General features: G+C 39.2%; 15 protein-coding genes. 4 read left to right on the top strand and 11 right to left on the bottom strand.

Annotated elements, in window-relative coordinates:
* Positions 1–55 precede the first annotated feature (55 nt).
* Both pal and WCP76_RS01580 read right to left on the bottom strand, forming a co-directional pair.
* On the bottom strand, positions 56–574 hold the full coding sequence (gene pal / locus WCP76_RS01585; RefSeq protein WP_336293942.1) for a peptidoglycan-associated lipoprotein Pal: 519 nt from the start codon (positions 572–574) through the stop codon (positions 56–58).
* A 202-nt stretch (positions 575–776) separates the two neighbouring features.
* Positions 777–1,475: a DUF1013 domain-containing protein gene (locus tag WCP76_RS01580; protein ID WP_336293941.1), complete on the bottom strand. Its 699-nt coding sequence runs from the start codon at positions 1,473–1,475 to the stop codon at positions 777–779.
* Between the two features lie 368 nt (positions 1,476–1,843).
* Between WCP76_RS01580 and WCP76_RS01575 the strand changes: the two genes are divergently transcribed.
* Entirely contained in the window at positions 1,844–2,590 is a 747-nt protein-coding gene (locus WCP76_RS01575) for a YebC/PmpR family DNA-binding transcriptional regulator (RefSeq protein ID WP_336293940.1), read from the top strand.
* A gap of 386 nt (positions 2,591–2,976) precedes the next feature.
* Here the strand turns inward: WCP76_RS01575 and tolB are convergent, their stop codons facing one another.
* From tolB to WCP76_RS01530, 9 genes are all read right to left on the bottom strand, one after another.
* The gene (gene tolB, locus WCP76_RS01570; protein ID WP_336293939.1) at positions 2,977–4,299 is read right to left on the bottom strand and encodes a Tol-Pal system beta propeller repeat protein TolB; all 1,323 of its coding nucleotides are present in this window, start codon (positions 4,297–4,299) and stop codon (positions 2,977–2,979) included.
* 45 nt (positions 4,300–4,344) lie between these two features.
* Entirely contained in the window at positions 4,345–5,466 is a 1,122-nt protein-coding gene (tolA, locus tag WCP76_RS01565; protein ID WP_336293938.1) for a cell envelope integrity protein TolA, read from the bottom strand.
* 78 nt (positions 5,467–5,544) lie between these two features.
* The gene (gene tolR / locus WCP76_RS01560) at positions 5,545–6,000 is read right to left on the bottom strand and encodes a protein TolR (RefSeq protein ID WP_336293937.1); all 456 of its coding nucleotides are present in this window, start codon (positions 5,998–6,000) and stop codon (positions 5,545–5,547) included.
* A gap of 12 nt (positions 6,001–6,012) precedes the next feature.
* Positions 6,013–6,726, bottom strand: coding sequence for a protein TolQ (gene tolQ, locus WCP76_RS01555; RefSeq protein WP_336293936.1), 714 nt, complete (start codon positions 6,724–6,726; stop codon positions 6,013–6,015).
* Positions 6,727–6,869: 143 nt separating this feature from the next.
* A complete protein-coding gene (gene ybgC / locus WCP76_RS01550; protein WP_336293935.1) occupies positions 6,870–7,310 on the bottom strand; it encodes a tol-pal system-associated acyl-CoA thioesterase in 441 nt (146 codons plus the stop codon).
* A gap of 185 nt (positions 7,311–7,495) precedes the next feature.
* The gene (ruvB, locus tag WCP76_RS01545) at positions 7,496–8,590 is read right to left on the bottom strand and encodes a Holliday junction branch migration DNA helicase RuvB (RefSeq protein WP_336293934.1); all 1,095 of its coding nucleotides are present in this window, start codon (positions 8,588–8,590) and stop codon (positions 7,496–7,498) included.
* A gap of 12 nt (positions 8,591–8,602) precedes the next feature.
* On the bottom strand, positions 8,603–9,220 hold the full coding sequence (ruvA, locus tag WCP76_RS01540) for a Holliday junction branch migration protein RuvA (protein WP_336293933.1): 618 nt from the start codon (positions 9,218–9,220) through the stop codon (positions 8,603–8,605).
* Entirely contained in the window at positions 9,217–9,735 is a 519-nt protein-coding gene (ruvC, locus tag WCP76_RS01535) for a crossover junction endodeoxyribonuclease RuvC (protein WP_336293932.1), read from the bottom strand. The genes ruvA and ruvC overlap by 4 nt, the downstream gene beginning before the upstream one ends.
* A 130-nt stretch (positions 9,736–9,865) precedes the next feature.
* Entirely contained in the window at positions 9,866–10,396 is a 531-nt protein-coding gene (locus tag WCP76_RS01530; RefSeq protein WP_336293931.1) for a DUF1465 family protein, read from the bottom strand.
* 824 nt (positions 10,397–11,220) lie between these two features.
* Between WCP76_RS01530 and WCP76_RS01525 the strand changes: the two genes are divergently transcribed.
* The 3 genes from WCP76_RS01525 (at position 11,221) to efp (ending at position 13,795) form a co-directional block, all read left to right on the top strand.
* On the top strand, positions 11,221–11,904 hold the full coding sequence (locus WCP76_RS01525; RefSeq protein ID WP_336293930.1) for a thiamine phosphate synthase: 684 nt from the start codon (positions 11,221–11,223) through the stop codon (positions 11,902–11,904).
* A complete protein-coding gene (locus WCP76_RS01520; protein WP_336293929.1) occupies positions 11,901–12,932 on the top strand; it encodes a tetratricopeptide repeat protein in 1,032 nt (343 codons plus the stop codon). The genes WCP76_RS01525 and WCP76_RS01520 overlap by 4 nt, the downstream gene beginning before the upstream one ends.
* 290 nt (positions 12,933–13,222) lie before the next feature.
* Positions 13,223–13,795 carry an elongation factor P gene (gene efp / locus WCP76_RS01515; RefSeq protein WP_336293928.1) on the top strand — a complete coding sequence of 191 codons (573 nt, stop codon included), beginning with the start codon at positions 13,223–13,225 and terminating at the stop codon, positions 13,793–13,795.
* The last annotated feature ends 3 nt before the right edge of the window (positions 13,796–13,798 follow it).

The following is a 13,798-nucleotide window of genomic DNA, read 5'->3' as shown; positions in this document are numbered from 1 at the left end:
ACATATTTATATCCCCTTAGGAGCTAATTAATGGGTTAAAAAAATCATTCACTTTTTAATTACCGTTCATGTTGTTAATAGTTGTAACAGCACGGCGATTTTGATTCCAACAAGAAATATCATCACACACTGCGACAGGTCTTTCTTTTCCATAAGAAATTGTTTGAATCCTTTGCGCAGATACACCGAGAGAAATCAAATAATTGCGCACAACCACAGCGCGACGCTGCCCAAGTGCCAAATTATATTCGCGCGTACCACGATCATCAGCATGACCTTCAATCATAATAGAATAATAAGGATGACGAAGCAACCATTCTGCTTGGCGCATTAAAATGCTTTCAGCATCGGAATCGAGAGAAGAAGAATCAAGGCTAAAGAAAACGCGATCTCCAACATTAACAATAAATTCTTGCCCTGAACCCGGTTGTACCTGATGAAAGCCAGCATTATTCCAATAACTGTTATTCATACCGCTAAGAGTACCGGTATTTTTTCCACACCCAGCTAAGAATAATGAGGAAAAAAAGACTAGAATTAAAGGATAAAAAATAACATTTCTGGTAGAATGCATATATTGATTCTCCTTATGAAAGACATAAAACTAAAAGGACAGATTCTTTTAGTTCTTCAAGAATAATTTTTGATTCTTAATGAAAACAAAATGTTCTCTGTTTTTTTACATTTCATTATTCTTAAGCCTCCAACACTTTGTTCACCGACAGACTTTCACCTCTAACGTGAAGTGACGTTTACACTGACATGTATTATCCTATTTATTTGTCATCATCTTGATCTTGATGACTTTTTTGCAACGCATTCAGTTTTGCAAAAACTTTATCAGCATCAAAATTTTGGTTAGGATCATCTAACACCTGGTCTTCATGGAAAGCAACGTTTTCCGTAATTGACGCTGGAAGTAAAGACCTATCCCCCTCTGCAGAGACAACACGGTTTTTTGCAGCACGCTGGAGCTCAAAATCCAAATCAATTTGTAAACACAACCCCAATCCTACAGGATCTAGAGGAACTAGGTTAGCACTATTCCAATGTGTTCTAAGACGAATTTGTTCAATAGTTCCTTTTGTGGTCCCAATTAATCTTGCGATCTGTGCATCTTTCAACTCGGGATGGTTCATCACCAACCATAAGATACCATTTGGACGATCCTGGCGCCGAGAAAGAGGGATATAGCGTGCACCTTTACGTCTTTTTTCGGGAACGCGAACTCTAGACTCAGAAATTTTTAAGCGCGCAGTCTTATCAGCCTCCACCCGTGCAATTTCACTGCGAGTCAACTGTCCAGAACTAATTGGATCCAAACCTTTAATACCATGAGCAGATTCGCCATCGGCAATAGCTTTCACTTCCAACACGTGCAATTTACAAAATTCTGCAATCTGATCAAAAGAAAGAGCAGTGTTATCAACCAACCAAACGGCTGTCGCTTTAGGCATCAAAAGTCGCGTTGCCATCTCTATAATATCCTCTCATTTTCCTTTTTATCGAGGCAGGTTACGCCCACCTTAGAGCACTAGAATATACTTGCTATACATCAGGTTCTTTTCACCCACTCATACAAAGCAAGGCATGGAATCAACCACTTTTTCCATGAAATCACATTTTGTTATATCCTGATTTTTGATGAACGACAAGACACCTGTCTTATAATGATCCTCAACAGAATATCTTTACCTTTGAGTCGAATTTTCTTATATAGGCTTATTCGATAATTTAACCTTATGCTGCGCGGCATATTTATTCTGGTAGGATGCATATTTCATCGCCTTAAATGAGGAGAGAACCTAACTGGAAGGAAAACTAAACAACTGGAAAGAAAACTATGGCAGGTCATTCACAATTTAAAAATATTATGCACCGTAAAGGGCGTCAGGATGCTATGCGCTCAAAAATATTTTCCAAGCTTGCACGCGAAATTACAGTTGCAGCTAAACAAGGTGCTCCTGATCCAGCCATGAATCCACGCTTAAGACTCGCTGTCCAGAATGCTAAAGCACAATCAATGCCGAAAGATAATATTGAGCGTGCAATTAAGAAAGCTTCAGGAAACGATGCCGAACATTATGACGAAGTGCGCTACGAAGGATATGGTCCAAGCGGTGTTGCAGTCATTGTCGAAGCCTTAACAGATAACCGTAACCGCACCGCTTCAAATGTGCGGGCTGCCTTCACTAAATCAGGTGGAACTCTAGGAGAAACTGGTTCCGTAAGCTTCATGTTTAATCGGATTGGTGAAATAATCTATAATCTGGAAGCAGGAACAACTGACAGTATCATGGATGCAGCAATCGAAGCTGGTGCAGAAGATGTGCAGTCAGAAGAAACTGGACACCATATCACCTGTGCGTTTGAAGATATTGGTGAGGTTTCTAAAATTCTTGAGGCAAAACTTGGCGAAGCAGAATCGATCAAAACTATTTGGAAAGCAACCACCCTTTCTCCAGTAGATGAAGAAAAAGCTTTATCAGTTTTACGGCTGATTTCAACACTAGAAGATGATGATGACGTGCAAAATGTTTATGCTAATTTTGATGTGAGCGATGAGATTTTGGCAAAACTATCTGTATAATCCTAATCTCCACAGAACTATTCCTATATGCATTCTCTTTTCCACGAGAATCTCTATTTAGATAAAATGTGTATCCTCTCTTATTTTTTTCACATATACAAAGTCCTGCTTTAACAGCGGGACATCCCATATAGGTTGGAAAAACGCTTTTAGTACAAAACTGAAAACTGGCTCCAAATTTTTTCAAGAGGCTATTTTCTAAAAGCGTTTTCTCCTAAGAAAGTTTTATCTTCTACAGAAAACAGCAGGTGCAGTGTAAAGCTTAAAAACACATTCAAACAAACCGATTGTAAATGTAGCAAACCATCTTTTCCAAACTGTAGAGACAATTATCGCTACACGGATCTCAGTGTCTACATACCGTGTATTTTTATCAAGCAACTTATTTATTGTGCATTAAGCAATGGCGACCACGCTGGATCAGAAGCATCATTTGGTGTGGGCAACATACGTTCATTACGCCCAGTAACATCGATCGTATAAAGTTTAGGACCCATACCCGGATTTTTGCGAAAAAACATAAGCACGCGACCATTAGGAGCCCAAGTTGGTCCTTCATTGTGAAAACCCGTGGTTAAAATCCGTTCTCCTTGTCCATCAGGGCGCATAACACCTATGGAAAATTGCCCCTCTGATTGTTTTGTAAAGGCGATATAATCGCCACGTGGAGACCAAATGGGTGTAGAATAGCTCCCTTCTTTCGAAGAAATACGCTTAACATTTCCACCATCTGCATTCATCGTGTAGATTTGCGCCTTTCCGCTGCGATCCGATGAAAAGACTATTTTTGTCCCATCGGGAGAATAAGAAGCTGATGTATCAATGGCTGAAGTTGTTGTGAGCCGTGTCATCGTACGGGTACGTAAATCCATGGTATAAAGGTTTGCACTACCATCGTTTTGCAACAAACTCATGATCACTTTCTGCCCATCAGAGGAAAAACGCGGAGCAATTGTCATATTGTTAAAGGTACCTATCAACTCCCTTTGCCCCATTTCAATTTGTTGAAGATAAACATGAGGCACTTGATTATGCTCGTAAGCCATATAAGTAATTTCTTGTCGTTTGGGGGAAAAACGCGGTGTAAGAATCAACTCACTACCATCAGATATATAGATCAAATTTGCTCCATCTTGATCCATAATAGCTAAACGTTTAACGCGTGCATTTTGAGGACCTGTTTCATCTATAAAAACAATTCGTGTATCAAAATAACCACTTTCCCCTGTCATCTCACTATAGATCTCATCGGCAATCATATGTGCAACACGCCGCCAACGTTCTGTAGCTGTGTAAAAACGCCGTCCTTTGAGTTGTCGATGCCCAAAGACATCCCATAAACGAAAATCGACTCTCAATCGTCCATCGACTTCTCTTATGACCTGCCCAGTAACTAAACCTTGCGCTTTTATTTTTTGCCAACTAGAAAAATACGGTTGCCTGTTGGGGTGAGAAATTTTTTCAAAAAAAGAGGCCTTATCAAGCGGCAAGAAAAGACCCGAGCGTTCAAGGTCTGCTGTAACCACCGCTGATATTTTCAGCCCAATTGAATCATTAGAAATAAAATCTGTGATTGCAATTGGAATGGGTTTAAAGTCAGCACTAGAAATAGTTCCTTTCAGTTGTGCATGAACAGATGAAAAACTCAAAAGCCACAAACCGCAAGTGACAATAAACCAAGAAAAAAATTTGTGTCTCGTCATAGTCATAATGGAATGTATCCTTTTATTGAGAATAAAAAATATATCCGTATCTCATCGTATTATTTCTCTAAGAGGGTCAACATTAAAATCAAATCCCTGCTTCCACAAATCATATTGATCGTGTGGAAGATCTGCATAAGGTTGGCATGAAAAAACAGCTGCATACACCTGCCTTATCATAATCGCTTGCTGACTTTCTGTACCACTTAAGGGCTCAATGACCGGATCTCCTACAACCATTCTTTCACGGTTTAGGTAAAATCGCAAACGTACAATTGGACGGTTTTTAAAATCACCACCAAGCGCCACAAGTTTAAGCTTCTGTTGAATACACCCCCCCACTATACTGACCAATGTTTGTGCCATTTTTGTGATATCATTCATATTTTTTCGTCCACCCAAAGCTTCTGGTGTACTGGAGCGTTTTGCTCCACCTCCTTGCGTGCGTACACGATTGAGCAGATTATTTTCTTCCATTGCCAAAATATCTTCAATTGTTTGGTTCTTCATTTTTTGGTTTTTCTTTTTCGATTCTTGTGCATTTTGAATCGTGGGTTTTGGTTTAAACTGTGGGAGAAAAGATTTTTCTGGCAATATAATTTTAGAATCTTGCGGGTGTATTGTTGTTTGTTTTACAGAAAATTTTTGTAGTGTGGAAACTAATTCTTGGGACGGCATAACTTCTTCATCTTTGTGCATTTCTGAAGGTACCTTTGGCATAACCTTTGCCGCATCTTCTTGATAAACTTCTGCAATTTCTTCTGTGTTAGCTTCTGATAATTCTTGCTCTGTAAGTTTTGATGAAGTTTTTTCCGGTGTGTTTTCTTCTCCTGACGGTGGAGGCGTTGTCTCAACAAGCCGTGGTTTCTCTTTTGGTTTAAAAGGTGCAAGAATATCTATCTGCCCTTCCCCAACATGGTGTGCTTCTTGTTTTTCTTGTAGTTTAGTGATCGACTTCACCGCGGGGATCTCACGTACAGGTGCATTCAATGCGCCTTGTTGAACAGAAAGCTCTTGAGTCAGAGGAGCAAGAGTGATCGGAACAATTTCCAATGGTTGTTGTAAACGGACAGAACTGACGAAGTGAAAAGAACCCCAACAAAAAAGAATCACATGTGCTACAAAGGATAAAGCCAAGCCTCGTTTCATGCTATGATAAGAGTCTCTGTTCATCTACATACCTTGTGCTTTTTTATCTTTAATCACTTTCCACTGTTTTTAAATAGAATCTGCAAAATTTTATAATAAATCTTATTGTGCAAGACTGGCTAAAGCAACTTTTGAAAAACCTACTTTTTGAATATCAGCAAGCAATTTTAATACTTGTTGATATTCGATAGTTTTAGCGGCACGCACCAAAATATGCTGGTCTTTTTGTGTTTTGGTGAGATCACTCTTCAGTTGAGTAAGTTGTGCAATTAGAGCTTCATATGTATCGTAATAATCCTCATTAATAGCTAAGCGCCCTTGCGCATCAAGTGAAACCGTAAGTGGAGTATTAGGCATCTGCAGAGGTGAGGCTTGACTCTGAGGCAAATCAAGAGGAACACCATTGACCAAAAGTGGAGCAGAAACCATAAAAATAATCAACAAGACCAGCATGACATCAACAAAAGGTGTTACGTTGATCTCGCTCATCAGTTGGCTGCGTGAACGGCACCGCCTGCGTGTATTTTTCCGAGAAGAAGCAGCAACATAAATGCCCATAAACGATCCCTTTTATAATGATGAATGTGATGTAAGTGTTTCATCAATACGCCGTGACACAATTGTCGAAAGTTCATCGGCGAAGTTTTCTATTTGTGCGATTATCCGGGCGCTTTCATTGATCAATTTATTATAAGCAATAACTGCTGGGATTGCTGAAAACAACCCAATAGCAGTAGCCAAAAGTGCTTCTGCAATACCTGGTGCAACAACTGCAAGCGAAGTATTTTGAGACGCTGAAATAGAAAGAAATGACCCCATAATACCAACAACTGTTCCAAAAAGACCGATAAAAGGTCCAGCCGATCCAAGTGTTGCAAGAAAGCTTAATTTTGATTCTATTTTTGCACTTTCGCGTCCCAAAGTAAGATCCATAGCCTTATCAACTCTGCTCTGTAAGCTTATAGATATATGAATGCCTTTTTCAAGAGATTTTTTCCATTCTGCCATTGCTGCCATAAAAACCGCAGATATGCTACTAACGCGCTGCACTTTATATTCTGCATAAAGATCTTCTAACGCCTTCCCTGACCAAAATCTGCGTTCAAATTGTTTTATTTCACGCCGTACTCTCCGATAGGTAAAGATTTTATCAAAAATAATTGCCCAACTCCACACAGAGGCCAACAGTAACCCAACCATAACAGCTTTAACAACCCATCCCGCTTGCATAAACAAGCTCAAAACTCCAATCACTTCTGGATTCGTTAGTTCTACATGCGGCATAATGTTTATTCCTTTAAATGAAAAATTCATTTGTTAAAACTTAATAAAACAGATTGTTTTATAATCTCTAAATTTAAGAAAATAAACTTTGCGTTTTCTTTGCAAGAGCAAATATAGTATCATTTTGTTCAACATGCGCATTTTTAAACAAGCAGTTCCGAAAAAAGCCCCTTGGGTAAACGTCGCGGTTTTCCTTCTTCATTAATAAGGGCAATTTCAACTTGTGCTGTTACTAACATTGTATCCTCACACAAAATACATTGCTCTACGAAAAAGCGTACCCCTTGAATGCGATTAATCCGTGTTTTAACTGTTAGAAGATTATCAATTTTTGCCGGTCGTAAAAAATTTATTTCCAAATGATGTACAACAAAAAACAATTTTTCACCCTCAGAACCGGATGCCAACATCTTGTTATTACAACCTGTATCTCGTAAAAACTCTGAACGCCCCCGTTCCAAAAATTCCAGATAACGTGCATGATAAACCACTCCAGAAAAATCTGTATCCGCCACATAAACCCGTACCAGAAAATCATGAAAAACATTTGTATGATTGTTTTGAAAAGTTTTTTTTGCGACCATATACTCTATCCCATAAAATCGTTGTAATGAATGTCGAGAAATTGCGTATGCTTTTGTGATAAAATCTGAGAAACTAGGTCACAAAATACTAAATAGCTCAAAGATCTTTCTATAAAAATTCGCCCACGAACAAAGCTCCCACTTCACATAAAAATATCGTTATAGGTGCGATTAAAAGAAAATGTTTATTCACCTTCTCCGCTCCATAAAGTCGTTTGTAGTGGTGAATTGTCCTGTGTATCAATCGGTTGAGTGCGTTTTTGGGTTGAAGTCGTGGAAGCGACAGCACAAAGCCCTAAATGACTCCAAGTTTTTTCTGTAAGAACGCGCCCACGAGCGGTGCGTTGAATAAAACCCCGCTGGAGAAGATAGGGCTCAATAATATCTTCGATAGCATCACGCGGTTCTGATAAAGCAGCCGCAATCGTTTCAATGCCAACAGGCCCACCTAAAAAATTTTCCGCAATCAGCAGCAAATAGCGTCGGTCAAGCGGATCGAGACCAAAATGATCAACTTCAAGACGAGAAAGAGCTTCATCAGCAATTTTGTAGTCAATTTTTGAGATATTTTTGACCAGCGCAAAATCACAAACGCGCCGTAAAAGCCTTCCTGCAACCCGTGGAGTACCACGTGCTCGACGCGCAATTTCACGGGCACCATCATCACTGATCTGTACTGAAAAAAGCCGAGCATTACGCTGAACAATATATTCCAATTCCTCTATGGTATAAAAATTTAACCGAATTGGGATACCAAAACGATCTCGTAATGGTGTAGTCAAAAGCCCTAAACGTGTGGTTGCAGCAACCAAGGTGAATTTGGCGAGATCAACTTTAACAGAGCGTGCAGCAGGCCCTTCACCAATAATAAGGTCAAGTTGATAATCTTCCATAGCTGGATAAAGAATTTCTTCAATGGCCGGATTTAAACGGTGAATTTCATCAATAAAAAGGACATCACGTTCTTCCAGATTGGTTAAGAGAGCCGCCAAATCTCCCGCTTTGGCAATAACCGGTCCCGAAGTGGAACGAAAATTAACGCCTAATTCCTTGGCCATAATCTGAGAGAGCGTTGTTTTGCCCAAACCAGGTGGACCTACAAATAAAACATGGTCGAGCGCTTCTTTACGTGTTTTGGCCGCTTCAATAAATACTTTTAAATTTGCACGAGCTACTTCTTGACCAATAAAGTCATCGAGCACTTGTGGTCTTAAGGAACGATCCGGATCGTTAGGAAAGGGAGCGATGCCAATAAGGCGTTGATCTTCATCTTTATTCATTTTTATCTTATTCTAAGTGGGAGAAGAAAGCAATTTGAGACTATGGCGAATAAGCGATGCAGAAGAAACGGTTTCTCCTTCAAGAGCATTCATCGCTAAAGCAAGAGCACTAGCTGCTTGACCACGCTCAAAACCGAGTTTGATCAAAGCAGAGAGCGCATCCTGAGTTGGTTGATTTGTTATCTCTAAATGAGGGAGTGGAATATTATGAACTGCATTTTCTTGAAAGGATGGTACTTTTCTTTTAAGTTCGCTTACAATTCTTTCACTGACTTTTTTGCCAACACCCGGAGCACGGCTAATCATTGTAATATCGTTTAATACAATCGCTTGTGCTAGTTCGTCTGGCGACAAAGTGCCTAAAATTGCCAATGCCACCTTCGCACCCACACTAGGAACATTTTGCAGCAAGCAAAACCACTCTTGTTCAGCTCTGCTAAGAAAACCAAAAAGGCGAATAGCATCTTCACGAACATGTGTTTCAATAAAGAGACTAATACTTTCACCAAGAGCTGGTAAAGAAGAACGCAGCCTATTTGACACAAAAACGACATAACCCACCCCCTGAACGTTAATCAGTATATGATCATCAAAGATGTGTTCAAGGATACCTTTTAATTTGCCAATCATATCGAGACTCTTGAATGATAAGATCCGTTAATGATACTATTACGATGTGTACTATGGCAAAAAGCAAGTGCGAGCGCATCGGCCGCATCACTGCTGTTAAATTCAGCCCGTGGCAGCAAAATTTTTACCATCATATGAATTTGTTCTTTAGCGCCATGCCCAACACCAATAACCGATTTTTTTACTTTATTTGGAGCATATTCAAAAACTGGAAGATTTGCTTGCGCTGGAACAAGCAGTGCAATAGCCCGTGCTTGACCAAGTTTTAATGTGGCCGTAGCACTTTTGTTGACAAATACATGTTCTACAGCAGCTTCATGGGGCATAAATTGATGCACAACCTCTGAAAGCCCTTTGTAAAGCTGAAATAATCTGGAAGAAAGATCACATCGTGTGTCAGAAGAAACCGTCCCTGCTGCAACGAATTGAAGACGATTACCACAGAGATCGACAATACCCCATCCTGTATGCCGTAGTCCGGGATCAATACCTATAATACGAATCGTCTCTGCCATAAAACAACCCTATACATTTTTTCTGCGCTTGAACAGAGGCTACGCAATAAAGAAAACAGAGGAAATAAAGGAAATTAAATGGTATGCGTTTCAAAAAGGCAAGCGTACAGCTAAATGGAAAAGAAACAAGCTATACACTTTTTGAAGAATGTCTCAATGCTGTCTTAAGCAGTTCGATTTGTTTTCCCACAGGGTTATCATCTTCCGAGACACGGGAAGATCCGCCTTCTCTACCATAGCGCATATACTGCATACGCTCTTCCAGACGAAGTGAACGAACGACAAAGTCGCGGAAAATTTCTGGAAACTCTTGCCAGTGAGCACTTTCTAGTTTCAACGTTGGTGTATGAAGCGATATTTTTGCGATCTCTTTTTGGATTTGTTTCTGTGACATTTCTCCTTCACGCTCAGCACGAATAAGGAGAAGTTTAGAGGCAATTTGCATAAGCCGTGTGCTTAGATACATCGCTTCTTTCGCATAGAGTGCAGAAACTTCTGTCGGTAGAGAGCGTACAGCTAATTTGCCTTCCGTATCAATGTAAGCTGCTGTTTTTTCAATCAGTTCCATCGTTTCTTCATAGAGGCGATTAAAAGCACTATCAAAAGCATTATGCTCAACCATGACAATGAGTTCATCATATGGATATTTATGTGCGCTCACGCTTTTATACTCCAAATATCAGCACAAAATTATGACATTCAACGCATTAAGGGGTTTAAGGTTTCTTTTGTTGCTGTCATAGAATGCTTTTTTAAGTATTGAGTACCTCTTTCAAAACTTTTGTGCAATGAACTTTTTATACTAAAGTTAACGGATCAAAAGCATACCATTACAAAAAGACTTTCTTGCAGAAAACTGCTAAAAAGAACAATGTCCTTCATAATAACAAGTAGCTCAAAACTGCATAGAAACACCGATTCATAATTAATAAGCTACCGAAAAAAAGCGTTCTTGTCATCACTCTCTTTAAAATTTATCCAAATATTGCAAAAACAATCTCGATCATAGGTGAATAAACTATGTTTTTCTAAAATTGCCAAACTAAAATATGTTGATTGGAGATTGGAGATTGGAGATTGGAGAAATCACACAAATTATTTATGCAAACGAGGCAAGCAAAGAACCGATTATGATGACGCAATAAGATAGAGCAAACACAGCAAACTGAAAAATGTTTTATTACAATTAAAAAATGGGTAAAATAAACCAAGCTACTCCCCGAACCCTCACCGGTTTTAGTAAAGCCATCGCTATACGTTATAGCTTCATATAAAATTCTGGGAATATCGTTGATGAAAATCATCAATAAGACTAAAGAACAAAAAACATCAGTGCATGTATCACGAAAAAAGGATGCGTGTTATGATTGAGAGCACCCTGATATCCCAAAATGGATCTCTACAAATCACAAAAGTAGCCATTTACTTTAGTAAAAAACGCTTAATAGGATGAATCTTTTAATTTTTGAAAGGCAAGAATTTTGTATGACAAAACAAAAGAGCAAACCAATTGATCCCCATCCTTTTCCTCAATTGGTTTTAACATTAGATGTTCGGCGTATCTTACCGCCCGCATTTTTACGCCAAATTTTGCAAACAAAATCTTTTGTATGCGTAATCCTCTATGATTCTCAGGGTTCAAAGGATGATGCGTTTTTTTTACAAAAACAAGCGCAAATCTACGTGGAAGATATTCAGTGTAACAATGTCGCTCTTATCATCTCTGGTGATAGCCGCATTGCTGGACGAATAAATGCTGATGGTTTGCATGTGGAGAGCGACCTTAACGCTCTCAATCACTTAGAAAATCAGAAAAAAAAACAAAAAATAATAGGTTTTGGAAATTTACGTAATCGTCATTGTGCAATGATTGCAGGAGAAGCAGGTGTCGATTATCTATTATTCGGAAAATTAGGTGCTGATAAAAAACCGTATGCTCACCCTCGCAATATCCAGTTAGCACAATGGTGGACAGAAATTATGGAAATCCCTGCTATTGTTCAAGCGGGAAGCGACCTTGCAACCTTTGATGAAGTCTTAAAAACCGCATGTGAATTTATTGCTGTCGAAGAAATCATCTTCGCGCATGATAATCCTTTAGTCCTTCTTGAAATGATGAAAGAAAAGTGTGAAACTCCTTTTCTGTTGATGCAAAGGAAACATCGATGATCAAAAGAAGCATTAAGCTACTTATCGGAATAGTTATTTGGTTGACAAATGCTGTCACTATTGCAAATTCTACTGGAAGCGCTGAAGAATCTTTCAACACTATTCAAAAAACTTCAAAGATTACAGAACCTTTTCGCCCCTTACAAGCTGGACAATATGATCAAGCCTATGACTATTACATTCAAGGCTATTATCTGAAAGCCTTTCGTGAAGCGCTCAGGCGTGCCGAACAACATGATCCTTTCGCACAAACTCTGATTGCCCGAATTTATATGGAAGGACGCGCCGTTCCCCTTGACGGCGCGCGCGCTGCTTTATGGTTTGGGCGCGCAGCAAAACAGGGCGAACCACAAGCACAACTACGCTATGGACTTATGTTGTTTGATGGTCATTTTATCAAACAAAATAAAAAACTTGGTGAAGAATTTATTCGTAAAGCTGTCGACGCTGGAGTAAAAGAAGCCTATTTCCCTTATGGGCAATTGATTCTTTATAATGCTTCACTTGAAAAACAAAGTTTGCCAGGTGTCACTTCACCAGACCATGAAAATAAGGCGATAGAACAAGCATTAAAATGGTTCTTAAAAGGTGCCACCCTTGGTGATTCTGAAGCCGCTTTCGCTGCTGCAAAAATTCTTTCTTTTGGAACTTTGACACGACCAAAAGACGATCGGAATGCACGCAAACTAATGGAGATTGCTGCTCAAAATAAACATCCTATGGCTCAAATGCTTTTGGCAGAATGGCTCGTGCAAGGACGTGGGGGAGAAGTTGATTTTCAACGTGCTTTTGACTTGCTTCTTGCCAATGCCCTCAAAATGATTCCATCGGCACAAATTTCTCTTGCAAGACTTTATAGAGACGGAATAGGAACAAAAGGTAATACGATAATGGCAGCGGCATGGTATATGCTTGCCAAGCAAGCAAAAATGGAAGCACCTGATCTTGAAATAATGCTCCAAGGTATGGATGATACACAATTGGAAAGTGCACGAAAAGAGTTCGTAAAACTCCTTCCCGTTTTCTAAGGAATTCTTGAGAAAAACAATATTCTTGGTTTCAAATAAATAAATTCCTACAAAAATCTTTGTGCAAACCTTTAAAGGACTTGCGTCTTAACTGTTTTTATGGTCTTGCAAAGAGCTGAAAAGCAAGAATACATAAAAGCTCTTTCTTGGGGGGCTTTCTGGGATTTTCTCTTTGCAAAGAATAAAAAAGAGTAAAGAAAACAAAAGAGCTTACAACCAAAACAACAAAGAGAATTAGCCTAAAGATTAAGAGGAAAACTCTTTTGCAGAAATGAAATTGGATATAAACGATGAAAATTAATGGCAATGAAATTCGTCCTGGTAATGTGATTGAGCATCAAGGAAGCTTGTGGGTAGCTGTTAAATGCAATGCCGTAAAACCTGGCAAAGGTGGCGCATTTAATCAAGTTGAAATGAAAAATTTGATCGATGGCACAAAACTCAATGAACGATTTCGTGCTGCTGAAACAGTTGAAAGAGTGCGCCTTGAACAAAAGGATTTTACTTTTCTTTATCAACAAGGTGATGCTTTGGTCTTTATGGATTCGCAATCCTATGAACAACTTGAATTGCAAAAAGATTTTGTAGGTGAACGCGCTGCTTTTCTACAAGATGGAATGACTGTCACCGTCGAACTTTATCAAGAAAAGCCTATCGGCATATCACTTCCCGATCAAGTTAGCGTAATGATTACTGAAGCTGATCCTGCCCTAAAAGGGCAAACGGTCACAGCCTCTTATAAGCCTGCGATTCTTGAAAATGGTATTCGCATTCTTGTGCCACCTTTTATTAATGCCGGTGAACGTGTCATTGTTGATACCAATGAATTGATTTATTTGCGTCGTGCAAATGATAAAGGATAAATA

It is taken from the genome of Bartonella vaga, from assembly GCF_037070895.1.
Taxonomy (GTDB): domain Bacteria; phylum Pseudomonadota; class Alphaproteobacteria; order Rhizobiales; family Rhizobiaceae; genus Bartonella.
Note: the sequence above shows the minus strand (reverse complement) of the source record. Positions and strands in the feature narration are given on the sequence as shown.

Coding starts and splice junctions, on each gene's coding strand:
- tolR (WP_336293937.1), bottom strand. CDS start 6,000: ATGGGCATTTATGTTGCTGCTTCTTCTCGGAAAAATACACGCAGGCGG.
- ruvA (WP_336293933.1), bottom strand. CDS start 9,220: ATGATTGGCAAATTAAAAGGTATCCTTGAACACATCTTTGATGATCAT.
- tolB (WP_336293939.1), bottom strand. CDS start 4,299: ATGACTATGACGAGACACAAATTTTTTTCTTGGTTTATTGTCACTTGC.
- WCP76_RS01525 (WP_336293930.1), top strand. CDS start 11,221: ATGACAAAACAAAAGAGCAAACCAATTGATCCCCATCCTTTTCCTCAA.
- ruvB (WP_336293934.1), bottom strand. CDS start 8,590: ATGAATAAAGATGAAGATCAACGCCTTATTGGCATCGCTCCCTTTCCT.
- tolQ (WP_336293936.1), bottom strand. CDS start 6,726: ATGCCGCATGTAGAACTAACGAATCCAGAAGTGATTGGAGTTTTGAGC.
- tolA (WP_336293938.1), bottom strand. CDS start 5,466: ATGAACAGAGACTCTTATCATAGCATGAAACGAGGCTTGGCTTTATCC.
- ruvC (WP_336293932.1), bottom strand. CDS start 9,735: ATGGCAGAGACGATTCGTATTATAGGTATTGATCCCGGACTACGGCAT.
- WCP76_RS01580 (WP_336293941.1), bottom strand. CDS start 1,475: ATGGCAACGCGACTTTTGATGCCTAAAGCGACAGCCGTTTGGTTGGTT.
- efp (WP_336293928.1), top strand. CDS start 13,223: ATGAAAATTAATGGCAATGAAATTCGTCCTGGTAATGTGATTGAGCAT.
- WCP76_RS01575 (WP_336293940.1), top strand. CDS start 1,844: ATGGCAGGTCATTCACAATTTAAAAATATTATGCACCGTAAAGGGCGT.
- WCP76_RS01520 (WP_336293929.1), top strand. CDS start 11,901: ATGATCAAAAGAAGCATTAAGCTACTTATCGGAATAGTTATTTGGTTG.
- ybgC (WP_336293935.1), bottom strand. CDS start 7,310: ATGGTCGCAAAAAAAACTTTTCAAAACAATCATACAAATGTTTTTCAT.
- pal (WP_336293942.1), bottom strand. CDS start 574: ATGCATTCTACCAGAAATGTTATTTTTTATCCTTTAATTCTAGTCTTT.